This is a genomic window from Arthrobacter sp. ISL-69, assembly GCF_018613775.1.
Classification (GTDB): Bacteria; Actinomycetota; Actinomycetes; order Actinomycetales; family Micrococcaceae; genus Arthrobacter.
In genome coordinates this window covers 1-23,986 of sequence record NZ_JAGGPO010000047.1, presented here as the reverse complement: position 1 = coordinate 23,986, position 23,986 = coordinate 1, and the positions used below count along the sequence as shown (strand labels likewise).

The following is a 23,986-nucleotide window of genomic DNA, read 5'->3' as shown; positions in this document are numbered from 1 at the left end:
GTCTCATAACCCTTCGTTACCGGACGTCGCGAAGGCTTAGCGTGGGATATTCGACTTTTTCACAAGCCGCCCCCTTTTCGTCTTCGTGGGCTGTCTAGCGGGCGGGACCGCTTTTGGCCCGTTCCGCGTCCACTGCTGCCCCTGTGCGGGTCTTCTTGGCCTTTGTTGCGCCCTTGCCCATGGTGACGGCCGCGCGGGGGTGTGTGCCCTCGCTGCGCTCCGCGGCGGCGCGCCCACGGACTTGGGTTTCGTTCGCTCCGGTTCCGGCCAAGGACGCGGCGAAAGCTTCCTGGCGTTCCGCTGAGCCGTAGTCAGCGGCAGACGTCGTCTCTGATTTGAGGCCCTGATCTTTTAGCCGGCTGCTGTCGTTACCGGTGACGCGGTTCTCGATCTCGCGGCCGACGCTTTCCATGCGAGCGAAGAGTTCCTTTTCGGCTCGTTCGTACCGCTGTTCCACGGGCGTCCGTTCGGACCCTTTGAAGCCTCCCTCGGCCAGGAGTTTGGCTTCGTGCATGTCCTTGGCTGCTTGGACGAACGCGGGATCCTCGAAGTGTGAATCTCCGGCGCCGTTGACGTTCGCGGTGGTTTCCTTGCGCAGCTGGTCGATGTCGGGCCCGTTAATGCCGTCCTTGCCGATGAGGAACATGCGTTCCTGCACGCTGGCATCCGCGGCCGCCACTGCTGCGGGGGTCTTCGCGGTGTGTGCAGTCTGCAAGGCCTGGGCCAGTTCCGGGTTGGCAAGGTACTCCACGGGCACCTGGTGGCGTTCCATTTCCGGGGCCAGCGTCGCAGCCTGGGCGCGGAGTTCTTCGGCGCGGGCAGCCGCTAGCAGCTGCATGGCCTTCTCATGTTCGGCGGCCGCCGTGCGTGTTTCTTCTTGGCTGCGTTCCAATGCGTCCTGCCGGGCCTTATCCGTGGCGGCGGTCCTGACGCCTGACTCCAGATGGGCAGCGTCCGCGCCGATACCGCGGGTGTCGATCCCGTAGCGCGTGAAGACTTCCTGACGGATCTTCTCCGAGGCCGCCAGAGCGGTCGGGTCGTGGTCCTTCCAGCCTTCAGCGACGGCGTGTGCCGTGGCAATGTCGTGGGGCTGGGCCTTGTCCCACCACTGCTCCTTATTTACAGGGGCCAGAGCCGCGTGTGCTGCGCTGCGATCTGCCGTGAGGCGGGCCTGCGCTTCGTGCGCTGCCTGGGCGTCCTGGTGTTCCTGCTGCCGCTGGGATTCCTGCCGTCGCCGGGCCAAAGTCTCGGCAATGCGTGAGGCGATCATCAGCGACTGCCGCAGGCCGCCGTCCAGGACTTCATCCATTCCATCTGATTCACTCATCGTGCTCCCCTTGCAGTTGGTGGTGGTCTTTATCGGTCCAGCACGGGGCCGGAATCTCGGCCCGTGTGCTGGCGGGTTTTGGCTGGCGTTGGTGTGCTCGGCACCGCTGACCCTGGGCGAATGGGCGCCATGCCGCGAAGTCCAAGCTCTACGGAATTCGGTACCGCTGCCTGTTCCGGTGCACCGACGGTGACCGGTCGGGGCATGGTGGCAGCGAACGGTTTCAGCTGCTCAGTGACGACGGCACGGAGCCGCTGCGCTTCTCTGGTTCGTCCGGACTGTTGGTGCATTTCGTGGATGGCGAACGCAGTGTTCACCAGCTGCAGCATGAGTGCCGCCTGGGCGGCCGTCTTGTTCTTGCTGGACGCAGCCATGAACAACATGGCAGTGCCGGCAATGGACGGCAGGGCGACGGGCTTGCTGTGCTCCCGTGGTGCCCGGAGCTGGGCGGTGCGGGACAGCTCAGCCGCGGTGGCGGCCAACGGACCCGGCGTCGGTTCGAGCCGGTGGGACCATGCCGCGAACGCGCCGGATACTTCCCTCGCTGCTTTCGCCCAGGTGGCGTGATCATCACGGGGCAGTGCGCGCAGCTGCTCAACCAGTGCGGTCGCGTTCCGGGTGTACTCGACCCACATTTCGGCCGGTGGTGTTCCGTTCTCGGGGCCGGTCTTGGACACGGTGCGCCTGTTCCGGGCCGCTGCGTTCCATTCCGCTGCGGCTTCGGTTGCCAGGTGCGGAGAGTCCATCCACTCTTCACGCAAAGCACCGAGCTTCAGGTCGGACGCGAGGGTGCCGCCACCGAACCAGATAGGACGTTCGCCCAGCTTGGGCCGCTCCGCAACGGAGTACCCGACAATGACGTCGGTGGTGTTCTTCGCGTAGCGCGGACGGACCAGCATGCCGGTGTCGCGGGCACGCCGGACGAACTCACCTTCGGTAGCCGAGGCGCTGGCACTGGCACGGACTTTCCGGGCCAAAGATGAGCGGTGCATTTCCCGCTCGTCCCGCACAGCAGTGGCTTTCTCGGCCCGGTCGTAGCCCCGGGTGGAGTGCACCGTGGAGAGCTGTTCCAGCCCGTACTTGACCTCCAGCTCACGGCACGACTCTTGCGCCTTCTTATAATCGCCGTGGGTGGATGCCTTGGTTCCGTCTTCGCGGACCAGGGAGACGGCCAGGTGGATGTGGTGGTTGCCGTTCTCGCTCGTGCCGTGGTTGACCGCAACCCACCGGCAGCGCGCCTTCCCGCTGGTTTCGGTGAAGCCCATGGAGTCCACGAAGTCATTGGCGATATCGCCCCACTGCTGGTCCGTCAGTGCGCCCTCTTCGGCGCGCAGACTCAGCGAGCAGTGCCACACGCTGGCGTCCTTGTAACCGACGTGGACGCGCTCCTTCTTGGCCGCGTCCCACTGCATGTCCTTGATCTGAACCGATACGCCATATGCCCTGCGCGGCTGGTCAAGATGCTTGGCAATAGCAAGCGCATCGTCACGGTCCAAAACACCGTCGTCGTACCACGCCATGATCGCAGCGTCGCCTGCTACCAAGTGGGGATCGCTGTGTGCGTTCTTGGTCTTGTTGGCGTCCGTCGATGCCAGGTAAACCATGAGTCCGCCCATGCGTGAACCGCGGGTGATGTTCGGGATCATCTCTACATCAGCCCCTCAATGGTGCGGTCAATGCGCATCGCCACTGACCGGAGGTGCTTCAACGCTTCGTGCGCCTCAGCGGGGAACTCGCTCGTGGCGTTCGCTTGCCGTGCGAGCTGGTTGACGTTGTTCGAAGAACGGGCCAGCAGATTGTGCAGAGACATCAGTTCCGCGATAGCGGCACGTCGTTCCGTTGTCGTCTCCTGGGTCTCGGACAATGCCGAAGTAATCAGCAGGTTCGGGACGGTAACCTTCTCCCGCTCAGCCCTCGCGACAAGCGCGGCTTCCTCTTCAACAGTGACCCACAGGTCACGGCGCTTCTTGGTGCCGGCGGGAGTGTTCTCCCGGCGTCGGCGCGACAGATTGAAACGGTGAGTGAATCCCTCATCCGACAATCAATCCATCCCTTCAAAGGCCCAGCGCAGCGACCCCGGAACCGGGGACCACACTGACCAGTGTGCCGCACTCGACCGCCAGTGTCGAGCGCGACAAGCCACTTACACCCGTGTAAATGTATAGCTTGCTCCGCACGGTCTTCTTTGGCCGTTTTCGCACCACTCGTGCACGGTTCCAAAAACCCCCGCCCGGCACCGCGGCGGAAACGGTAGAGTCGGGGCATGAACATCGACGACATCGCCGCCAAAGCGGCCGCAAAAATTGACGCCGCCCGGGACACCAAAGTCAACGCCGTAAAGACCGCCGCTGCCAGCGGTGTCGAACTCGCAGAAGCAGCCCAGCTCCTTGCGGCGGCCGAACAGAAGTACGCCAAGGACTACCAGGCAGCCCTCCGCACCGACTGGACCGAATCGGACCTTCGCGGCTTCGGCCTGGACGCTCCGGCGAAGAAGGCCGGCGGCCGTCCGCGCGGCGCCAAAACCACTCGCCAACCAAAGCAAACTGACGACGCAGCACGTGAGAAGGAAATGATCGGCGCGACCAGCCCCGACAACTAGTTACCCCTCGCCCACAGGTGCACGGCAAAAGCTACATCCTTCGGGCTTTTCCCGCACACAAGTGGACGACGGGACCCACCTGACCGCCTGCACACAACCACCACGTCACCACCGCGCATACGTCACCACGGGCCGGCGGTGGCTGTGCACAGCCTGGGGAAGTGCGGGGCCGGGAACTGGATGGTTCCCCATGGTCCAAGCCATGCCGCTGGCGAGGCGCCACTCGCACGGGCCCTGGTTCTTTTCAGCCGGGATCATTCAGCAGCGCAGCGGGGGCGCAGGACCCACGGCCGCCGGAACCACCGCGCACGGCAACCGTTTCAAAGCACACGGGGCAACCGCGGAGGTACTGCCATTAGCTACCACCACCATCACCCGCAGCGCACACCAGAAACGACACCAGGGGACCGCGATTACCGCCGGCGGCCTAATCGTGAAGTGCAGACTTCCCAGAACAACGACGCATCCAGCGTGTGCATGTTCACCGGCAGACCAACTGCGACATTCCGACTGTGGTGACCTGGTGAATGTGTGCAGGCGGTCAGGTGGGTCCCGTCGTCCACCTGTGTGCGGGAAAAGCCCGAAGGATGTAGCTTTTGCCGTGCACCTGATGCTCCTATAGGAGTCAAATTGAACATGGCTGTTTTGATTCAGTACTTGCATGACGCTTTGAACCAGGACCACCCGTCAAAAGAGGGTCGTCTTGCAGAGTCGGCATCAATAGGACGCACCCGGTCGAGGCGAACGAGGGTCACGGCCGCCGTCGGCCTCGTCGGCGGTGTGGGCTCAGGTAACGAGTACAACCGTCAAGCTAGGGAGGTGGCGGGGCCGAGTCTGCAGAACGCTCGGCGCGCCATGGGGTGCGCCACTCCGCAGCTTCCCAGCCATCCATGATGTAGATACGCTCGTGTTCAACCCGGTCGCCCCTGAATTCCATCAGACTGACGCTAAACATCCAAGGCGCGCCGTCGTAGCTGATCAGGTTCTCTACAACGACCAAGTCGGCACGATGAGTGATCCGGCGAGTGTGGAACTTGATCCTCGCTGGGTACTGCCGGCGCCACTCGCGGAAGTTCTCCACGCCTTCGAACCGTTCGCCAGACTGAGGGAACTCAAGCACAGCGTCGTCGTGGTAGATCTCATGGGTGATGTCCTGGTCCATGCTTGCGAACTCCCAGTGACGCCGCAGGGCCTGCAGGAGGTCCGTCTCATTGAGCATCACTCACCTCCTCGCACCAAGACTAAATGTTAACTTCAGGTTCCTTGCCTGGCAATGGGTAGCAGGTCGAACTCCAAGCGACGACGATGCTCTTATGGGCGTCAAATCATGGCAAAGGGAATGCCGTGTGCAGCTCGACTATTCGGACGTAGCCGGCCTGGCTTCCGTCCGCGTAACTCCGGGACAGCTAGCAGGGCTCCACATGATTGATAAGTGGGGTGCGCTGACGTGGGGTCAGGGGTCCGGGACCGTCCGGTGCGGTCGTTTTGGCTGGGGCATCCATGATGGCCGGGCGGACCCGTCCCAGGACCCCAGCCGATGGCCGCGGCGGTGACTACGGGGAAAGCTACGGACGGCGAAGACGGCCAGTGCCACGAAAGCGGACACCGCCAGGGCCACCAGCCCCAAAGGGTGCGGTGCGCCCATCACGCTGGGTCCCGCCGGCCGTGGTAGCTACTGCTCGAGGCGGATGTCGACCTCGCGCTCGACGAAAGTCCATTCCTCGGTCGCTCGGAGCATGGCGACCAGTTCGTCGAACCCGGCTTCCTCGGCAGGGGCGAACTCGAACCACGTCAGGAAATCGAACGGCTCACCGAGGTCCCGGCTGTGGTGGAGTCGGCGTGCCACCGCTGGCAGGTACTTCAAGCCGATGGCAATGTGCTGGGAGTGTTCCTCGACGATCGCCCGCCGCTCGTCTTGTGAAAGTGCCCACCACGCGTGAGATTTCTTGATCGGGATGAGGGCGGCGCGGGTCGCCTCGCGCCGCCCGAGGCGCGGCGAACGGGACACCAGTTCGTCGTGCTCCCGCTTCGTGACGTACCTCTCATGACTGACCACGCCGCGCAGCGCCCAGGTAGCTGCTTCAGGAGCGGCCCGCACGCCCTCGAAGACCGCGACACGCTCGACCGTCGGAAGAGGCGCCCCCTGGACTGCGGAGATACCACTCACGCGCCAGGCGCCCTCTTGGCCTCCTGCGAACACAACCGGAAGAATTGACATGCCTCATAGTAGGGGCAAGCGGCCGCCGACACCCAAGCAGCTGCGGCCGGCGGTGGTGCACGCCCTCTGACGCCAGTGAAGAGAGTGCGCGGCCGGAAGCTGGACAAGCATCCGGCCGCCGCTGGTTCAGTCTCTTAGAGGTGTCCGTGGGACTTCATGAAAGCGGACACGACCGTCTCTGCCAGCTCCGTGGCCTCGTTTTCCAGTGAGTCCGCCTCGGTCTTCAATTCAGCGGCTCGGACCATTTTGTCCCCGAGCTGCTTCTCTGTTTCCTCGTCAAAACGGGGAATAGGTACTTTTCGAACGTCAATAGGATCTAGGTGGGGGATGGAGGTCCCGTATGCATTCCGTATCACCATTGGGCGCCCGACTAGCGGGTTCCCTAGAGCCAAAAGCAGGTACCCAGTGTGGATCTTCGATTTATCCGGGATGATCCGAATCAAATCGTCGCTGCCGAATATATCTTCATGTGCACTTGTCAGAAGAATCACGCGGCCGTTCAGACCGTAGACCTGACCGGAGCGAGCCATGATGAGCCAGCCGGCGTGCAGGGTGTAGTTCTCCCGGTTGTCGATCAGGCCCGCGTAAACGCGCTTGGTAACGGGAGCATTGAGGTCGAATAGCTCCTCCGCGCTACGGTACGGGGTCCCCTTCTCGCCGAAATACCGGCGGTATCGATTTCCGAGCGAAACCTGTTCCGTGACGTCGTCTAGCGTCTCTACGGGGCGGGTGCCGGCGGAACGCAGCCAGCCGGCGATCGCCAAGTAGTCGGGACGAAAGTGCTCCGCGTCCAGACGCCTGCGCGCGGTCATCAAAGTCGAAGCGCTGACGGTTCCGTATACGTCCGTTCCATTCGCGCCGCCCTCAGGTCGAACCAGGGCCTCATAATCCGCGTTCGCCTCCTTCTCAAGCGTCGCTGCCTGCCGTCTTTTAGACATGACTTCGGAGACAAGGGCCGAAGTCTTTTCCAGGATTTCGGGTGGCGGCATGATCACGGGCATCAGCTGAACGTGCTCCGGCTCAAGGTGCTTGATCATATGGCCGTACTGAGATGCGCTCGCTATGCCGTGGAACTGCGGCGTCCGCATATAGGCGTAGAGCCACCCGTAGTGGGTCGCGTCGCGCGGAACAATGCGAAGCAAGTCGTGAGTGATGACGATGTTCTCGTGGTGAGGGTAAACGGCCGTGATCCTGCCGACCCGACCTGAGCAGCTCATGAGGATTTGCTCGGGGCTGACGTAGCGCGCAGCTTCATCCGGCACGTGGGAGCGAGCGAGCCACTTCCTCACGACTGGTGTCGCCTCAAAAACCTGGCCCGCGGACAGGAACGGCAGCCCTGCGCCGACCCTGACAACGATCCCCTTCAGCCGGGAAGGCTGCCAAACCTCGGCGATTTCCTTCATGGTTGTCCAGCCAGATGGAGCGGACTCAATGAGCTGCCGTTGGCCGTACCCATCCGTGAGATAAGAACGGGCCTCAAGTCGTCGTTGCCCTGTCGAAACGACGGAAGCCAGGACCGGTGCCCAGAGTTCTCCCCCTTGTGTCTCCGGCCGCTGAAGTACCGCTACGCGTTCTGGAGTGACCATGCTCGGTACGCCTCCGCGATCTCAGATGTGTTGTCGTCTACTTTGCGCTCCTGAGCCCGGTGCAGTTGCGTCGTCTTACGGCCGTCCACCATGACCATAACCACGTCGCTCGTCTCTTCAATGATTTCATTGCCTTCGTCGTCCCGGACGTAGATGGCGTTCCCGCGCTTGTCGTGGCCCACGTGATCGCAGATGGCCATGAAGATGTCGTAGTCGTTCATCATGCGGGAGAGCTGTTCAGTGCGCATCTGGTCCGCGGTTTTGCGGCGGAAGACGAGAACGCTGGTCTGCACGCTCGTTCCCGGCTGGAACGTGTCCGCGTGAAGGTCGACGCTGGCCATTATTTGGGTGTGATCGAGCAGCCACTGGCGAACATAACCGAGTCCCGGCGAGCCGAGGATGCCGTCTGGCAAGACCATCGCTGCCACGCCGCTGCCAGGCTTGAGCAGTTCAACACAGCGTTCGATGAAGAGGATTTCAGGTGGGCGGGACTTGGTCTCGGTTCCCTTAATCCAGCGGTCTGATTCCTCGTCGTAGGTCCAGTGGTGCCCGAGATCGAACCGGTCCAGGATGGCAGGGTCGTCGATGGGGATCTTCGACCCGAACGGCGGGTTGGTGACAATGCAGTCGACAGTGCCGAACAATTCCCGCGCACGAAGATCTTCCTGCCAAAGCGCCTGGGACGCCAGGGAGTTGGCCTGAAACAGGCCCCCGGAGCCGTCGTTGTTCATTACCATGTTCATCTTGCTGGCTTTGACCAGGCTGGGGTTGAAGTCGATCCCGATGAGGTTGCGCTCCAGGAACTTCTTCTTCCGCGCCTCGATGCTGGCCGTCTTAGCGGATTCGCTTCGCGACGTTGCATTAACCTCGGACTCAATCTTGGCCAGGACATGGTTCATAGCAGTGATCAGGAAGCCGCCCGTGCCGCATGCCGGGTCCAGAATCAGATCACCGTCGCTCGGGTCGAGCATCGAAACCATCATCGAGCAGACATTCCTAGGGGTGAAGAATTCCCCCCGGTCCCCACGGAGATTGGAGCCGACGATCTCCTCGTAAGCCTTGCCCTTGACGTCGACGTCGCTGTCTAGGAGCGCGAACATCTGAAGCTGCGCGACGATGTATGCCAAAACCACGGGCGATAGTTCAATCTCCTCCGTGGCCTTGAAAATCTGAGGGTAGTCAGCCTTAACGGCTTGGAATAGTGCGTCGATCCGCTTCTTGCACTTCAAGGGGCCGTTGAGACCTGAGCGTTCCGTCGCGGCGGCGTAGAAGGTGGGCCGGTCGGAATGGCGCTCGTCCTGAATTTTGCAGAAGATCAGTTTCAGCAGTTCCCAGAAAGCGTCGGGCTTTTGAAGCCCCTGATTGCCGGTGATGTAGTCGTGGGCGCGCCGGAAGGCGAATAGGAGGGAGTCACTTGCCGCTGGGCGGAGCTGTTCGAATTCCGGTCGGTCTTCTGATTCGGCATCGGCACCGAAGCGTGGAATGTCCGGGACACTTTCCATGACACGGATGCCGTCCTTGACCACCGCGCGGAAACATTCCAGTTCCAGGCCGTTGGTCCACATGCCGTATTCGACGTTCGGGCACGCGGCCATGTAGCTCTGCAACTGGCCAACGCCTTCCTTTCGGTCTGCGGGGCGGATCGTGGACTTCTTGCACTCAATGAGTATTCGGGCTTCGGATTGTTCCCGCCCGCTGTTCGGGCCGAAGATCGCGATATCCGCGCGGACGCGGCGGCTGCCGAACTTGAGCGGCCATTCGACTGCGACGTCGACTTTGGAATAGCGGTACTCCCGGACCAGTGACTTCGATATCTCCTGCCGGACGTACTCTTCGGGAGTGTCGGGTCGTTGCGAAACGCCGTCGATGAAGTCCAGGACCCTTCCCGGAGCCACGATGACATGAGGCTCGGCGGACGGGTAAATCAGAGGTTCTGCAGTCACGTGTTCCTAGGATGGCTAAAACATTGGGGCTTGGGCGGGAGGCAGTGTCACTGCCGTCTCCGTCTACTGTATCTTTCCCACCGGGAGAGCCATCCGGGGCCCTGGTGGTCGTGGTATTCAGCTTCTGCCGGCAAAGCCCACCCGCAGACGCCAGGTCTACGGTCCCGCCAGAGCCAGTGGGAAACGCAATGCGAGCCGAACACTGAAGAAGGCATCCTCCGAGCGAAGATATTGGTTATGACTTCTTGAGGATGGCGCCGTCAGGTGCCACCCATGCTCAGGTACCGGTAGACGGTGGCGCGGCTGGCCCCGATGATCTTTCCAATGTCGGCAGGCTTGAGGCCCTGGGCCTTCAGCTCGTGGGCGCGTTTGACCTTGCCGTGGTCGGCGGTTACCTCGCGTCGTCCTGCCTTGCGGCCGTTGGCGGAGGCTGCGGCCATCCCTGCCCTGGTCCGTTCGGAGAGCTGGTCACGTTCCAGTTGGGCGAAGGCAGAGATGATGGTGACCATGGCCTGGGCCATGGCCCCGCCGAGTTCGGTGTCCGGGTCCGTGGCGATGCCGTCGCGCAGCGAGCGGAACTTGATGCCGCGGGCCTTGAATCCATCGAGCAGCTCGAGCAGGTGACGAGTGCTGCGCCCGAGCCTGTCCAGCTTCCACACCACGACCTCGTCCCCTCGGCTGAGGCGATCGAGCATCTTGTCCAATTCGGGGCGGCTGGTCCTGGTGCCGCTGATTCCGTGGTCTCGGTAGATGCGGTCGCACCCTGCGGCCTCCAGATCCCGGATCTGCAGGGCAGTGTTCTGCTCGGCCGAGCTCACACGGGCATATCCGAGGCGCGTCATGCGGGTGTCCCTCCCGTCCTGTCTCGTCAAAGGACCTTTTCTGTTGTTTCTGAGAATAACAGGATGAGACACCTTGCTGAGACAGGCGTGGGGTGCGAGAACCCCGGGTTCGACGGGGATTCTCTCAGCGCCGGCAGGATCGGGCGATCCGGTGGGCGACGTCCTGTCAAAGGATCCTTTACTGAGACAGTTCGCGAGGTCTTCGGGTGCCGCTACGCGCGGCTCACCCCGAAAAAGTTCCTGCCGTGGGCGAAGATTGGGCCATGGCAATGGGTATCCGTGGACTAACCGCCGTGATCTACAAGCAGACTGGGTCCGTGCCGGTGATCCAAGGTGCCTCCTCGTGAAGCAGATGAGGCTCCGGTACGCCGGAGCCTGTCGGCTGTGCGGTGCCTCTCTTCCGGCCGGGACAGAAGCGATCTATGAGAGCGAGACGAAGACCACCCGCTGCTTGGTGTGTGCCACCGAGGTCACGGAAACTATGTCCCCCGACCCGGAACCACCTTGTGATGAGTCGTTGTCCACTGAGTCCGGCGTGGCCGGGTCGTCTGCCCGACGCGAATATGAGCGCCGCAAGGCGAAGGACGAGGAAAGGCTCCGCGAGAAGTGGGGTCGCTTCGGTGGCCTGGCAGTCGCCCTTTCTGACGAGCGGTCGCACACCAAGTCCTGGGATCGAGGCGCGATCGGTGAGGAACGCCTCGGCGCTCGGCTTAATGCCCTGGCCGCCGATGGCCTGGCTGTCCTCCACGACCGACGCATCCCCGGCTCGAAGGCCAACATCGACCACATCGCCATCACTCCCGGTGGGATCTGGGTGATCGATGCCAAGCGGTACAAGGGACGGCCTGAACTGAAGATCGAGGGTGGCATCCTTCGCCCACGAGTCGAGAAGCTCCTCGTTGGCCGGCGTGATTGCACGAAACTGGTCGATGGAGTGCTCAAACAGGTCGACGTCGTGCGCGATCTCGTCGGGGATGTTCCGGTCACCGGGGCGATGTGCTTCATCGAAGCAGACTGGCCCCTGATCGGGGGCGCGTTCTCGACTCGTGGCGTTCACGTGCTCTGGCCGGAACGGTTAGCCAAAGTGCTTATAGAGCAGACAGCCGGCGACGTTGATGTGGCGAGGATGCGTGAGTCGGTAGCCTCGCGGTTCACGTCTGCGTGACGTCAGGTGTCGATGTTTGAAGCTGTTCGGAAGCACGCTAAGGGATCCCTATACGGACACGGAACGGCTGTGCAGACGACTTCGGAAAATGACACACGCGGGTCGGTCTTGTGTGGAACCGGGTGCGTAGTCGGGGAAGGTCTTGATAATTCCCGTTCGTTGCAGAGCGTCTTCTTGCAGTTGCGGGTTTTTCTCAGCGGTTGCTGACGCGGGCGTATCCGATGAGGTTCGCCGTCACAGCTCTCTGCCTCGTTCCTGGCCTCGGTCCTTTGGCTGTGGGCGGGCTTCGGCGGCCGGCGTTTCGGCCGGCAGCCTCAGGGCATCCAGCGCCGAACCCGGATAGGAGATGTGCACAAGTTTCATGACCTGCTCCATCCTGGGGTCCAGATCAGTGGACTGCTGCTGTACCTTCTGATCGTTGCGTTGCCTGGGGGCCGATGCGGCGTGACGCAACTCCTCTGACCAACCACTGAGCCGAGCTTTGAGCTTTGCCAGTTCCTGCTCTCCGACGCCGTATTCCTCCACCCGCCGAGCGCTGCCGAGCCGGTTGATTTGATCGAGCTGGCCAGCGAACATCTGCACGTCGAAACCTGGATCACGATCAACGGCCAGTTCGAGGATTTCCTCATCAGTGAAACGTCCTGATTCCCTGATGGCGTCAAGGTCGAGGTAGTCACGCACTTCGGCCCGGCTGTAGACGGCTGAGACCTTACTGGCTACGGCATCGGGCAGACTCAGAACCGGGCCTATGGACAGCGTCACCGGTTCTTCTGAACGCCAGTCAACGGCAAGGTCGACTTCGACTCTCTGACCGGCTGCCGACGTGACAGTGAACTTCGCATACTGAGGGGCATTGCGGTCCTCCTCGACTTCGAACCCGCGCTCCCGCAGGGTGGCCGCGAGCCTCTTGGTGGATTCCGTAAATGCCTCTGGGCTGGTTACGGATGTGAAGAGGTCGATGTCCTGTGTAGGGCGGTCGATGATTCCGTGCTCACGGATGGCCCCGGAGCCGGCAAGAGCGAATCCTCCCCCTGCCAGGGAGTCCAATGCCAGACGGGTGACTTCGCGCTGGTAATCAAGCTCCGCCATTACTGCTGCTGCGCCAGCTGGGGAAATTTGTTCTCCCACAGGTCCCTGCAGCGCGCAGGAAGCATCAACTGGCTCCACATCCGACAAAGGAGGGCCACATTGAGCAGTTCTTCCTGGTCCTCTCGTGCGGCTTCGCGCAGGATGGCCTGATAGGCCTTGATGACGTCCTCCGACTGACCTAGATCACACTCCGCCTTAGGTCCCCAATAGACCCGCAGCGGAAGAGTCAAAGTGCCTTCCGAGGGACCGTGAAGGTCTTCCAGACGTTCCGGCACTTCGTAGGGGATCACGTCCTGCACGTAGACACGCGGTTCGGCCGTGTGGCCTCCTGCGGGCCGGTGCTTAATGCTGGGCATTGGTGTCTCCTATGGCGCGGCTGGTCGTTCCCGCTGGGCTCAGGGTAGCAAGGGTGCACGAAACTCAATAGTGATAGGCGCCGTACGAAAGGTTTCGTGCAAGAGACTCCCCCGCGCGTTCCGTGAAAGTGACAGGAAGTTGGGAGCTTGCAGGATCCTGCTGTGTCCGTGCACGAAAACGACCGATTCCGTGCGAACACGTCACTCCTCGATACCGGTTTCTTCGAAGTCTTCGTTCTCCGATTCCGCCTCGCGTGCGTGAATCCGTTTGTACGCCGCTTGCAGCTCCTCTTCGACGACTTCATCGTCCGAGATTCTAGCGATGTTGTAGTTGAAGAAGTCGGCGGACGAATGGATGAAAGTCGGAGAGACGACCTCCCCTAGGATCGGGAGACCCGGATCCGTGTAGGCAGTGGCAACGTCAAGGATGGTCGACACCCACCGGGCCTTCCGGAACAGGCTTAGCACCACGCCGACCGATGGTTCATACATCGGGAGCTGCAGGTCTTCCATCACCGTCTGTGCGGTCGATTCTAGCCCGTCGTCGGCTAGTTGCTCTCTGATCGCGTACGCCATTGCCTCCCTGAGCGAGATTAGCCGGCGCACTTCCTCGGAGACCGAAGACTTTGCAGCAAGTGCAGACCACTCGTTGTAGGTATTAACCTCGGCGTTGTCCTTCCACAGCGAGTCCAGGTGCTCGTACCGTCCGGTTCCGTCGGCGAACCGCTCAACTGTGTTCGTGAGGTCGGGGTCGAGTCCATCCAACGGGCGGACGAGGTACTCCGCCTTGTGCATCGAGGCCCCAGGAGTCAACACCTCAACGGCGTCGAGCAGTTTCCCGATCTTGTGCGATTGGGGGAGTTTGGGGAACTTTCCGGTGGCCGCGTACCCGTTGCAGGCGATAGCCAGCTTGCACAGGCGCTCCAGGCCGGAGGAGTACGAGTACATCCCGACGTGAAGTGCATAGTTCAGGTCTTTGCTGCCCCACGGGAACAGATCAGGGCCGGTAGGGACGGAGCACAGCCTCCGAAGCCCGGTCAGGGTCAGCTCTGCGGCGAACTGGGTCTCGGCGACAAGGCTCTCCCAGATGCGCGCGGTCATCTGGCCATTCAAGCCGTGGCTCATCTGGCCGGACCCTACAGGTTCTCTTTAGGCCATGGGTAGAGGCTGTCCAAGTAGCCCCCGGCGATGATCATGCTGCCATCGGGGTCCGTGCGGATGTCCGAGTGCTCGTGGCTGCCGCCGGCATGGGCGATAGCGGCCAGTACCAGAGCCAGGTTCCCCCGGTCCAAGCCGGGTACGACGTCGCCCAGAACGACCTGGACGTTCTCGGCCAGCGACGCCGCCAGCAGCAGGAAGCGGCGCTCACCTCCCGAGAGCATGCCCGCTTGCTCGGGGATGGCTTCAAAGTCGATCCATGCTTGCACTTGGTGGGGCCCCGCTGGTGTTGCACTGGTGTGGATCCATGGGTTTCCCTTTGCGGCAAAGCGTCCGCCGAAGGCCCTTATCAGCAGCTCGGTGGCGGCCTCCAGGTTGTAGGAGCCTTTGGCCCAGGCGCGGAGATCATCTGCGTGTGTCATGGTCTAAGTCTCCCTGTTAGTGGTCGTTGAGGATTCGTTCGATTTCGATGATGCAGCTTCTCTGGACGTCGGCGTAAGTGTCAGAGCCCTTACGGTCCTTCTCAAACATTCCCGCGTTCCGGGATCCGCGAAGAAATGCTGAGGTCATCTCAACCGGGTCTGTCTGCCCTCCCCTGAAGAAGACTCTGTACCGGCTCTCGTAGGTGCCATGCTGGGCACCTCGCCATCCGCCGTCCGCCACCAGGACCAAGGAGCCACCTGTATTCAGATTGATCCATTCGACGCTTCTGATGTCATCGAAGACGACTCGCCCTTGCAGGTACTCGCCCCACCCTTCGGTGAGTGTCGCTGTTTCGGTTGAAAGCCAAGCCATGTTCATTTCCCGTCGATTGGTGCAGATATGAAGTGCAAGATGGTGTCGGGGCCAGAGTAGCTATTAGCCCCGACACTAACGGCCGTTTAGAAAAGTGCGTTCAGTGGTTTGATATCGGGGATGTCACCGTACTTCGGCCATCCGGCCCCGCTCTCGCACGCCAGGAACCGCTGGGTGAGGTCGCCGCTGATCGGTTTGCCCTCTTCGGCGTATTCCGGCTGGGAGTAGAAATCGATGATTTCCGCGACGGTACCGCGTCCGTGTGCGGACCAGCCGGAGAAGTTGCTTCGATGTGGTTCGGTGGGGTCCAGCCGTCCCTGTGGTGGTTCGAGGTAGCCGGTGGTCTTGCTTGGAAAGCTGCTGTTTCGTGCCATGTCCTATACCTCTGCCGTGGCGATTTGGCGGACTTCGCGGAATGAGTGGGTGTTCTGTTCCAGCCAGCGGTGAAGCTCGTCTTCCGTGGTGGTTGCCTTGATCTTTGTCTTGCCCTGGCGTGAGTCGTAGATGGCGAACCAGATGGTCATGGTGTCCTCCAAAGCTTGGTGGCCCGGCACCCGGGGCGTGTTCCTCCGGGTGCCGGGTGGTCTTTAGTCGGTGGTGGGGATTCCAGCGGCGAGGAGGTCTTCCCAAAGGGCGGAACCTTCGATGTCGGTCCAGTCCGAACCGGCGTGGACGTCCGGGGCGCTCCCCCGGTGTTCCCAGATTTCCAGTCTGCTCATGGAGCCCTTGTGGTCGAGGACCAACCTGGTTGCCGGCTCGTCGTTCTCCGGGGATCGGTAGAGGCCTGCGACATGATGGTCGTCAATGTCGTGCACTTCGGGCAGCTGGTTCGAGCAGACAAGGAAAGGATTGGCTTTCAGCAGCGTTTCGGCGTGCTGGTCCCCGTAGATTCCTGAGTCGATGGCGCGCCGATCAAATACCAGCGGTTCAATATCGGTCACTTCGTGTTCTCGCCCGGACGTCTTGGCGGTGATTGTGGGGAGCATCCCGGAACCGTGCATCACGTCGATGTACTGGTGGAGCCGGGCTGTGGTGATGACGGGGGTTTCGTGGTGTGCCCGTACCCAGGATTCCAAGCCTTCGCGGCTGATGGTGACGTTGGCGCGTCGTTCGGAGGATTCCCGGACGGTGATGGTCACGTGCAGCGTGTCTGCGGAGTTGGTTTCGACGCGGGGGCCGGCTGTCAGGGTGTGCTTCTTCATCGTGTTCTCCTTGCGTAGGAAGGGAGGTCCGGCAGGTGCTGTGTCCGCAGCGTCTGCACGTTGGTGGGGAGCGGCTAAGCGGTCAGCTGAGCCAGTTCCTCGATCTTGTCTGGTCGGAATCCGGACCAGTGGTCTTGGTCGGTGACGACCACGGGAGCTTGCAGGTAGCCCAGTGTCTTGATGCGGTCCAGCGCTTCGGCGTCGGTCGAGATATCTACCGTCTGGTGGGCAATGGCTTTCTTCCCCAGTGCCCGCTCGGCTGCGTCGCACTGCACGCATCCTGGCTTGGTGTACACGGTGACCGTCATGGGGATCAGCTCCATCTTTTCGTCGGTTCTGGTTTCGCTCGTCTGCCTTCTTGATACTATTATGATATCACCTTGATATCACTCTGAATAGTAGCAGCGGCTGTTTTTCCCGTGAATACTAGGAAGGGCGGGACCTTTTCGGCCCCACCCTTCCTTTGGCTATTCGCCGGCTTCCATTACTCCGACGTCATACCCGCCCCATAGGCTGCGTCCGGGGACGTGGCGGCCACTCATAGCCGTCCGTGCCGTCCTGACCGGCGCTCCGGGATACTGCCATTCCTTGGGGTAGTCCTCAGGAACGTTGAATTTGTATCCCCCGTTGGGCTTCATGGCTGACGTGACCAGTGGCAGGTCCTGCCATCCTGGCCAGCAGTGGTTGAGCATGTCCTCCACGGCCTGGTTCTCGTTCTCGTGGATTCCTCCCCACCAGTCGCAGTCGTGGCAGTAGACGCGGCACAGGAGGTCTCCCATGCACTGACAGTCCGGGTTGCGCCAGTGCTCGTTGCAGCGCAGGTCCGCTCCGTAGGTGAAGGTGCGGTGGGCGGATCCGGCAGCGACGTTCCTGCCCGTCTGGTTTTCATTCCACTGGCGGCTCCAGTTGGATACCCCCATCCGCCCCTCGCTCTTGGCCCGGTACTCATAGGCGGCGTCCAGCTCGTCCGGGTGGTAATGGCCAACGGTGAAGTGCAGCGGGGCCGTGGGCAGGGTCTGCAGTTCAAGTAGGGTGAGAAGGTCAAGCTGGCCGGTCAGCACATCTGTTGCTGTCATGGTCCAATCTCCTTATTGCGTAGGGATGAGAGTCGCTTGGCGAGGGTGGGTTCTGTGTCCGCAGGGCCCACCCGTTTTATATCGTGTTGATACTATTATGATATCATTTTGATAGTACGCACTCAAGGTAAATCCCCGTAAATACGCGGATTCTTCGCCCTCCCTCATATCTCCACCGCGCCCCAAGGTTCCGTGCGTGCGGGCCGCTGCTCCCCGCCTGACCATTGCGTCGTCCCTGCTGAAAAGAACCCGACCCCACCCGGGTGGTGTGTCGGCGGCGACAGGCTTGGACCATGGGGAACTCTGCCGATCCTGGAAGATTGTCAGACCCCACTGCACACTAAAGGGAGGCCGTCGGGCATATTTTTTCGGTGTGTCATTCGAACACATATTCGATAAGGTGTGTTAGTGAACCGGGAGACTATGCCCAGTTGCATCTGCTGCATGGGCTGCGCCGTGTGGCGGTGTCTGAGTTGCTCCGTGATGCTACCCGCGACCGCAGACATTGTTGGTTCCGCCCGACTTTCCTGCATCTGATGCAGGAAAATTGCGTCGAAGGCGGCCCATTTGCAGGGCGTCAACGCGTTCTAGGTAGGCCATCTGGACGTCGCAGCCGGGGTCTCTTTCGACGGCAGCAGCAGCGCTGATGCACCGCCATGTACTGCTTGGTGGTCGCATGGGACGAGGACAGTCTGGCAATCGTCACCACGGCCCGGCTGGTGACCCAGTTACCCAGATTGGCGACTGAGCTAGGCTCACGGTATGAAGCCCGCGCCTGCCACCGTGCAGACGTGAAAACCGGGCGCCCACAAGTCATGTGTGGGACTGCTTTAACAACTGCCTGGCGGCTCGGACTGATAGAGAAGGCCGTTTTGCGGCCTGACGAATAGGGATATCGTATGGATCTCTTTGAAACGATCATGTTTCCGTTCAAGTGGTTTGTCTCCATCATCATGGTGGGCTTCCACGAAGGCCTGAGCACCATCGGGATGCCTGAAGCATCCGGCTGGACGTGGACGCTGTCCATCATCGGGCTGGTACTGGTCATCCGTGCCGCCCTGATCCCTGTTTTCGTCAAGCAGATCAAGGCCCAGCGTGGCATGCAGCTGCTGCAGCCGGACCTGAAGAAAATGCAGGACAAGTACAAGGGCAAGACCGACCAGCTCTCCCGCCAGGCCATGGCGCAGGAACAGATGGCCATGTACAAGAAGCACGGGACCAATCCGTTCTCCGCCTGCCTGCCGATGCTCATTCAGATGCCGTTCTTCTTCGCCCTGTTTCAGGTGCTTTCCGGGATCAGCACGGCGAAGCAGGGTGGCCAGGGCGTCGGGGCCATGAGCATCGAGCAGGTCAGGCAGTTCGACGAGTCCAGCATCTTTGGCGCACCGCTGTCTGCCGTGCTGCTGCGCAATGACTCCGGCAATGTCGCAGTCACGGTACTGACCATCGTGATGATCTTGGCCATGACGGCCTCGCAGTTCATCACCCAGAAGCAGATCATGGCCAAGAACATGTCCGAAGAAGCCATGGCCAGCCCCTTCATGCGCCAGCAGAAGATGATGCTATACATCCTGCCCGTCGTCTTCGGCGTCGGCGGCATCAACTTCCCCATCGGGGTCCTGATCTACTGGACAACCACAAACCTCTGGACCATGGCCCAGCAGTTCTTCGTCATCCGCCGCATGCCGACGCCCGGTTCCCCTGCAGCCAAGGCCCTCGCCGAGCGCCGCGCCGCCAAGGGCCTGCCGGCCCTGCCGATTCTGGGAGGAAAACAGGCTGACGCTGAAGCGGAGGCCGCTGCCGCTGCTTCGGTTGTCAACACCCGCGGACAGCGTATCCAGCCACAGCGTAGGAACAGGAAGAAGAAGTAATCAACTCAAAGCTCGGACAGCAGTACTTTCACGGCGATGATCGCGGCCGCAGCTCAAGGTGAGCAGCTGTCGCACCGCAAGGCGAAGGCTGTGCGGTCCTCCTGAAAGAGTGCGCATATCCGAGGGGGACCTGCTTCGCCGCTGCAAATATTCCTGCGTTCTCGGTGAGCTATTCCTTCAAAAGCTACTCCGCAAACTACCGAGGACTATGCGCTATTGTGGTCGCCGCAGAATTCAGTATTGGGGACCGCACTGACAAAGTACGTTCCCCGCCAGTTGCATCTGATGAAGGATCAGATCCGGCCCTGCGGCGCAGCTTCCGCCTTCCGTCCTTGGTGTCCCGACTGCCGTAGCTTTGACTCTCAGTGCTGGGCAGGGGAGGGACTCGGGGTCTGGCCTGGGAACAGCGAAAACTATTTTGGCGGATCGGGAACCTTTTCGGATCCTGCGGACACTACAAGGCATGAGGCTAATGGGGGAAACCGACGAAGACCTGTGGCGTAAATGCATTGTAGGCAACGCTGACGCCTTCGGGGTCCTGTTCGACAGGCACGCCGATGCGGTCTTCCGGTACTGCCTGTCCCGGTGCGGTTCCTGGCACGACGCGGAGGAACTCGTCTCGATCACCTTCTTGGAGGCGTGGAGGCAGCGGAACAGACTCAGACCGGAGAGGGACACGGTCCTGCCGTGGCTGCTCGGCGTGGCAACGAACGCGAACCGCAACCGCGCCAGGGGATCCCGGCGGCACGCCAATTTCCTGGCGAGGCTGCCGCACTCGGATCCCCGGCATGGCCAACCTGAAGCAGACCATGCGGAGTCGGTCGCCTCGAGGCTCGACGCGGAACGTGCCGTCCGCGAATTGCTCGACACGACCGCGGGGCTGAACGACGGGGAACGGGACGTAGTGATCCTGTGCCTGATGAACGGAGTTGGGCAGGAAGAGGCCGCCCAGACCCTCGGCGTACGGCTCGGGACCGTGAAATCGAGACTGCATCGTGCACGGGCCAAGCTGGCTGCCATGACCCTGGGATTAGAGCCCGTTGAAGAATTCGACACGACGATCGTTGAAGCGAGGCTGTCATGAACCTGTCTGAAGTGACCTACCCGAAAGACACGAAAAGCCGCGTCCAGAACCTCCTCGTCCAGGAAGCCCGCCGGCAGCCCAAGCCAATCCCGCGGTGGCGCAAACCGGCAATGCTGACCTTCGCCGGGCTGGCACTGGCCGGAACCACCGCCGCAGGCGTCTACGTGGCACTCGCCCCGGTGGACGACAAACGGGACATCCGCTGCTACTACCACGCCGACATCACCACCAGACTGCCCGTTACAGGCAAGCCAGGGGAGACAAGGCCCCCGTACATCACGACCGGGACTTTCATCACAGGATTCGACACCAAGAACAACCCAAACCCGGACGATAAGAACGCCGGAATGAAACAGATCGCCGACCCCATAAACCAGTGCAGCCGCTCGTGGGATATCGGAACCATGAACCTAGACGGCATCACTGATGACCTCATCCCGGACGGTTTCGTGTCTCCTCCCCAGGGCCCCAGGGGCGACCGTGTCGTCCCTGAGGAGGCGAACATGGACCAGAACGGCAACCCTCTCTACCCCGGGCCGGACAACCTGGCATTGGGGCACTATGTTCCGTTCCTGACCGCGTGCGTCGTGGACAACACCGTCGCCGTCATCCCCGGCCCTGCCGAGGTATGTGCCCAACTGGGAATCCCCGCCCTCGAGAAATAAGGCAACCTGAGCATAACGATGAGGCTCCAAGAGGTAGGGGCGGAACCCATCGGGCCGCCCCTTCTCCGGAGCCTCATTCACGCTAAGTCGGTCTCGTTTCAGTTCCAACTGGAGGGACTCAGTAGTGTGGTTTTTCGACTGCGCGTAGCTTCATGGCATGGGGAAATTTATATCGCTGGCGCAGGCAGGGCTTTTGGTGGTTGCCCTCGGGACCGGGTGCGGCATCGTGCCAGGCGGCGGCCCCGTTCCAGTCAGCAGCACAGCTCCAGTCAGCGCCGCCGAAACGTGCGTTGACTGGGTCCGGTTTGAGTCCCCTCAAGATCAATATGACAATGCTGGCATGGTGCTGATCGGTAAGCCTGTGGGCGAAGACGGTGAAACCAGCATTTACGGTTACAAGGCCACGACCCACCTAATAGAAGTCGAACGGGTACTTAAGGGCGAACCTGGAGATGGAACCCTCCGCATCTCCTCCACACCCCAGACCTGTACTGCTGGGGGCGAGTCCTACCCGGACGGCGACCCACTCCGTACTGATCAGCGAGCCATCATTTTTGCGACCCGGCAGGGCAACGAGTGGTTCACCCTAACGCCCGCCCAAGGAGTCTTGCCCTTCCAACAGGGGAGAGAACTTCCCTTTCGGTAGTGCTCTTGCCGGCAATAGGCGCATGAACAGGACGGCGTCCACAAGCTTGGGGCACGTTACCCGGGCCGCAAATGGCGCCTCGAAGTGTGTGGGACCACCAGATCGCCTGACCGCGAGGACCCTTGATCCAGTCGTTCTTGGAGCGCCATTCGTTCAAAAGCTACTCCGCAAACTGCCGGTAGCTATAGCTGTGGGCTGGGGCCCGCGGCGCCGTGCGTGAGGCGGAATGGGCTGGCTCCTTCACCGGGCGGTGTGATGTCGAAGACCGGAAGAGTCTGTCCGCCGCAGGCGGCTTTTTCGCCGGCCCGGTTGCCGGAGATCTGCGGAAGCGTCCAGGTGTCGAAAGCATAGACGGTTCCCCATTCGTTGAGGACGACAGCGCGGTCGGCGTGCGAGGCTCCATCGATCCTGAAGGAGCCGTTTGAATCCTGGGGGAGGGATCGCGTTGCTGCGGTATATCCCGCCGGCCAACGCAGAACTACTTTCTCCGCGCTGGTTTGGAAGGTAAAACATGCCTCGGAGGCCGTGATGTGTCCGTGAACGGTTCCCTCCGATGTTCTGTCCTTGCCCTCCGCGACAGGGGGTGCAGCCGCGTAGGTGGACAGGGGCACGTCGCCGGTGGGAGCCACCGCTATTCGGGACCGAAGGTCCGCACCGATGTCCACGGGTTGCTGCTTCACGGGATCACCCACTGTGGCGGAGCGGAGGTTTAGGATTTGCAGCAGAGCTTGCGGTTCGCTCATCAGGTGTCCGATACCGTCGGGGCCCTTCTTGATGAACGCAAGATAGGTCAGCGGGGCGACGGTGTTGGTGTTCTTCCACTGATTCGCGTCCGGCATGGCTGAAACGTCCAGCGTGCTCCTGCCGGTAGAACGCGTTCCTTTCAGTACTTGAAGCACATTCACCGGTTCCACCCCGAGTCCGGGCGGACCGTACGCCGGGCCTCCCGCCTGACCAAGCTGGGACATGAAGGATTTGTATTCCTGCTGCCATGCGTCGGTGTTCGGGAGAGCCTGCAGGACCAGGACCTCGTCGGCGGCGAAGAACAGGTCTCTGAGCGGTCCTGCGGGCGGCGATTGCAATGGTGTGCTGTCCGAGACAGGAGGTGCCGCGGCCATGTCCGCGGGGACTGTTCCGAAAGCCGAGGCAACGAGCACACTGGCCGCGACCGCCGCCGCGGCGCCGAGACCGGCTACGGCCAAACGCCCCCAAGGACGCTTAGCCGGAGCTCGGTGGAAATCATGTATCGACCCGCCAACGGCTATATGGGTGACGTCGGAATCCATGAAGGACAGCGAACGCTCCCGGCTGCGGATCAGTTCTTCCTCGGTGATCATGAGCGCAGGATCGGCGGGTGAAAGGATGCGGGGGGCTTCTGTTGAGAAGGTGGGGTCCTGGCTCATTCTGTTACTCCCTCTGAGATTGCATGTTCTTGAAGTACGCGGCTGAGTTCCTTACGTGCCCGGTGCAGCCTCATTCGCACGGCCGTGGAGGTTGTGTTGAGAAGACCGGAGACTTCCGAAGAGGTGAGCCCGTCCCAGTACGTCAGCAGCAGCACTTCACGGTCATCGGTGGAGAGCAGGTTCAGGGCATCCCTGACGGCGGAGTCATTGGCCGGTACTTCGGTGGCGCGCTCCAGACGCAGGGCTCCGAAGAGGCCAGCCGACCGGGACAGAGAGCGGTCGTGGTTCCTGAGCACATTCTTGGCGACACCGAAAAGAACCATGACCGAAAGGACGCCACCTTGGCCGGATTTCTCCCAGGCAATCCTGAACACCTCCGCGCACAGGTCCTCAGCAGTTGCAGCATCATCGGTCCGACGCCGGAAATAGCGGTAGATGCGGTCGTGCCCCGCCGCGTGCGCGGTCAGGAACCGCTTTTCCCGCTCCGAATCCACGCGTTCCCCCGACACTGTCTGTAAGCTCATGCCCTGTTAATGTCCGGCAGCAAACAAACTGTAACGAGAATCCACAAGAAATTTTCGTCGTTGCCCGGCGGCGCGAGACCGGGCCTCAAATGGAGCATCAGTTGGGAGCCGCTTCATCGCTGCTAGCAGTCCTTCCTTTCCGGAGGGCTATTCGTTCGAAAGCTACTCGGCAAATTACCGGTAGCAAGCGACCCAGCTGCAGGCGCAGTACGCTCGCCGTGCCGGCCCGATTGGGCTGACGGTGGAGGAGCTTGATTTCGAGCATTTCCCGGCCAAGAACGGGTATCCGGGGATACCGGTGAAGGCGTGGATCAGATTTCCGAACTGCGCGGAGTTGGTGGACGGTGAAGTGTTCGCCTGGACAGCCAAGGCCGCCGAGGTGACCTGGAAGGACGGCCCGGTGACGTACCGGACGTGGGTGTGGAGTTCGGCGGTCA

General features: G+C 61.6%; 26 protein-coding genes. 5 read left to right on the top strand and 21 right to left on the bottom strand.

What is annotated here, in order from left to right:
• Positions 1 to 94: 94 nt before the first annotated feature.
• From J7I79_RS22365 to mobC, 3 genes are read right to left on the bottom strand one after another with little or no spacing between them, the layout of a single operon-like run.
• Positions 95 to 1,327, bottom strand: a complete 1,233-nt coding sequence (locus J7I79_RS22365; RefSeq protein WP_214957168.1) for a hypothetical protein — start codon at positions 1,325 to 1,327, stop codon at positions 95 to 97.
• A 29-nt stretch (positions 1,328 to 1,356) separates the two neighbouring features.
• On the bottom strand, positions 1,357 to 2,973 hold the full coding sequence (locus J7I79_RS22360) for a relaxase/mobilization nuclease domain-containing protein (protein WP_214957166.1): 1,617 nt from the start codon (positions 2,971 to 2,973) through the stop codon (positions 1,357 to 1,359).
• A gap of 2 nt (positions 2,974 to 2,975) precedes the next feature.
• The gene (mobC, locus tag J7I79_RS22355; RefSeq protein ID WP_214957164.1) at positions 2,976 to 3,368 is read right to left on the bottom strand and encodes a plasmid mobilization relaxosome protein MobC; all 393 of its coding nucleotides are present in this window, start codon (positions 3,366 to 3,368) and stop codon (positions 2,976 to 2,978) included.
• Positions 3,369 to 3,590: 222 nt separating this feature from the next.
• On the opposite strand from mobC, the gene J7I79_RS22350 reads away from it, so the two are divergent.
• Positions 3,591 to 3,926 carry a hypothetical protein gene (locus J7I79_RS22350; RefSeq protein ID WP_214957162.1) on the top strand — a complete coding sequence of 112 codons (336 nt, stop codon included), beginning with the start codon at positions 3,591 to 3,593 and terminating at the stop codon, positions 3,924 to 3,926.
• Between the two features lie 811 nt (positions 3,927 to 4,737).
• Here the strand turns inward: J7I79_RS22350 and J7I79_RS22345 are convergent.
• From J7I79_RS22345 to J7I79_RS22325, 5 genes are all read right to left on the bottom strand, one after another.
• Entirely contained in the window at positions 4,738 to 5,145 is a 408-nt protein-coding gene (locus tag J7I79_RS22345; RefSeq protein WP_214957160.1) for a nuclear transport factor 2 family protein, read from the bottom strand.
• A 453-nt stretch (positions 5,146 to 5,598) separates the two neighbouring features.
• Positions 5,599 to 6,144 carry a chlorite dismutase family protein gene (locus tag J7I79_RS22340; RefSeq protein WP_214957158.1) on the bottom strand — a complete coding sequence of 182 codons (546 nt, stop codon included), beginning with the start codon at positions 6,142 to 6,144 and terminating at the stop codon, positions 5,599 to 5,601.
• Positions 6,145 to 6,278: 134 nt separating this feature from the next.
• Positions 6,279 to 7,547: a hypothetical protein gene (locus J7I79_RS22335; protein ID WP_214957156.1), complete on the bottom strand. Its 1,269-nt coding sequence runs from the start codon at positions 7,545 to 7,547 to the stop codon at positions 6,279 to 6,281.
• Positions 7,548 to 7,708: 161 nt separating this feature from the next.
• Entirely contained in the window at positions 7,709 to 9,673 is a 1,965-nt protein-coding gene (locus tag J7I79_RS22330) for an N-6 DNA methylase (RefSeq protein ID WP_214957154.1), read from the bottom strand.
• 260 nt (positions 9,674 to 9,933) lie between these two features.
• The gene (locus J7I79_RS22325) at positions 9,934 to 10,515 is read right to left on the bottom strand and encodes a recombinase family protein (RefSeq protein WP_214957152.1); all 582 of its coding nucleotides are present in this window, start codon (positions 10,513 to 10,515) and stop codon (positions 9,934 to 9,936) included.
• Positions 10,516 to 10,867: 352 nt separating this feature from the next.
• Between J7I79_RS22325 and J7I79_RS22320 the strand changes: the two genes are divergently transcribed.
• Complete coding sequence (locus tag J7I79_RS22320; protein WP_214957231.1) at positions 10,868 to 11,680, top strand: nuclease-related domain-containing protein; 813 nt, start codon at positions 10,868 to 10,870, stop codon at positions 11,678 to 11,680.
• 234 nt (positions 11,681 to 11,914) lie between these two features.
• Here the strand turns inward: J7I79_RS22320 and J7I79_RS22315 are convergent, their stop codons facing one another.
• The 10 genes from J7I79_RS22315 to J7I79_RS22270 form a co-directional block, all read right to left on the bottom strand.
• Positions 11,915 to 12,769, bottom strand: coding sequence for a nucleotidyl transferase AbiEii/AbiGii toxin family protein (locus tag J7I79_RS22315; protein WP_214957151.1), 855 nt, complete (start codon positions 12,767 to 12,769; stop codon positions 11,915 to 11,917).
• Positions 12,769 to 13,125, bottom strand: a complete 357-nt coding sequence (locus J7I79_RS22310; RefSeq protein WP_214957149.1) for a transcriptional regulator — start codon at positions 13,123 to 13,125, stop codon at positions 12,769 to 12,771. The genes J7I79_RS22315 and J7I79_RS22310 overlap by 1 nt, the downstream gene beginning before the upstream one ends.
• A 201-nt stretch (positions 13,126 to 13,326) precedes the next feature.
• Positions 13,327 to 14,226 carry a hypothetical protein gene (locus J7I79_RS22305; RefSeq protein ID WP_214957147.1) on the bottom strand — a complete coding sequence of 300 codons (900 nt, stop codon included), beginning with the start codon at positions 14,224 to 14,226 and terminating at the stop codon, positions 13,327 to 13,329.
• 35 nt (positions 14,227 to 14,261) lie between these two features.
• Positions 14,262 to 14,705: a hypothetical protein gene (locus J7I79_RS22300; RefSeq protein WP_214957145.1), complete on the bottom strand. Its 444-nt coding sequence runs from the start codon at positions 14,703 to 14,705 to the stop codon at positions 14,262 to 14,264.
• Positions 14,706 to 14,721: 16 nt separating this feature from the next.
• Positions 14,722 to 15,078, bottom strand: coding sequence for a hypothetical protein (locus J7I79_RS22295; protein ID WP_214957143.1), 357 nt, complete (start codon positions 15,076 to 15,078; stop codon positions 14,722 to 14,724).
• Between the two features lie 86 nt (positions 15,079 to 15,164).
• A complete protein-coding gene (locus J7I79_RS22290; RefSeq protein WP_214957141.1) occupies positions 15,165 to 15,452 on the bottom strand; it encodes a hypothetical protein in 288 nt (95 codons plus the stop codon).
• A gap of 3 nt (positions 15,453 to 15,455) precedes the next feature.
• Entirely contained in the window at positions 15,456 to 15,602 is a 147-nt protein-coding gene (locus J7I79_RS22285) for a hypothetical protein (protein ID WP_214957139.1), read from the bottom strand.
• 63 nt (positions 15,603 to 15,665) lie between these two features.
• Positions 15,666 to 16,280 carry a hypothetical protein gene (locus J7I79_RS22280; RefSeq protein ID WP_214957137.1) on the bottom strand — a complete coding sequence of 205 codons (615 nt, stop codon included), beginning with the start codon at positions 16,278 to 16,280 and terminating at the stop codon, positions 15,666 to 15,668.
• Positions 16,281 to 16,354: 74 nt separating this feature from the next.
• On the bottom strand, positions 16,355 to 16,588 hold the full coding sequence (nrdH, locus tag J7I79_RS22275; protein WP_214957135.1) for a glutaredoxin-like protein NrdH: 234 nt from the start codon (positions 16,586 to 16,588) through the stop codon (positions 16,355 to 16,357).
• 159 nt (positions 16,589 to 16,747) lie between these two features.
• Positions 16,748 to 17,356, bottom strand: coding sequence for a DUF6349 family protein (locus J7I79_RS22270; protein WP_214957133.1), 609 nt, complete (start codon positions 17,354 to 17,356; stop codon positions 16,748 to 16,750).
• Positions 17,357 to 18,255: 899 nt separating this feature from the next.
• On the opposite strand from J7I79_RS22270, the gene yidC reads away from it, so the two are divergent.
• The 3 genes from yidC to J7I79_RS22255 all read left to right on the top strand — a co-directional run bounded on the left by yidC (position 18,256) and on the right by J7I79_RS22255 (position 20,976).
• Positions 18,256 to 19,227, top strand: a complete 972-nt coding sequence (yidC, locus tag J7I79_RS22265) for a membrane protein insertase YidC (protein ID WP_214957131.1) — start codon at positions 18,256 to 18,258, stop codon at positions 19,225 to 19,227.
• 472 nt (positions 19,228 to 19,699) lie between these two features.
• A complete protein-coding gene (locus J7I79_RS22260) occupies positions 19,700 to 20,311 on the top strand; it encodes an RNA polymerase sigma factor (protein ID WP_214957129.1) in 612 nt (203 codons plus the stop codon).
• Positions 20,308 to 20,976, top strand: coding sequence for a hypothetical protein (locus J7I79_RS22255; RefSeq protein ID WP_214957127.1), 669 nt, complete (start codon positions 20,308 to 20,310; stop codon positions 20,974 to 20,976). Before J7I79_RS22260 ends, J7I79_RS22255 begins: the two co-directional genes overlap by 4 nt.
• An 828-nt stretch (positions 20,977 to 21,804) precedes the next feature.
• Here the strand turns inward: J7I79_RS22255 and J7I79_RS22250 are convergent.
• The 3 genes from J7I79_RS22250 to J7I79_RS22240 form a co-directional block, all read right to left on the bottom strand.
• Entirely contained in the window at positions 21,805 to 23,025 is a 1,221-nt protein-coding gene (locus J7I79_RS22250) for a hypothetical protein (protein WP_214957125.1), read from the bottom strand.
• Positions 23,022 to 23,549 (bottom strand): RNA polymerase sigma factor, encoded by a 528-nt coding sequence (locus J7I79_RS22245; RefSeq protein WP_214957123.1) that lies wholly within the window; start codon positions 23,547 to 23,549, stop codon positions 23,022 to 23,024. Before J7I79_RS22245 ends, J7I79_RS22250 begins: the two co-directional genes overlap by 4 nt.
• A 174-nt stretch (positions 23,550 to 23,723) precedes the next feature.
• Positions 23,724 to 23,986 (bottom strand): hypothetical protein (locus tag J7I79_RS22240; RefSeq protein ID WP_214957121.1); only part of this gene is annotated, 263 nt, incomplete at its 5' end.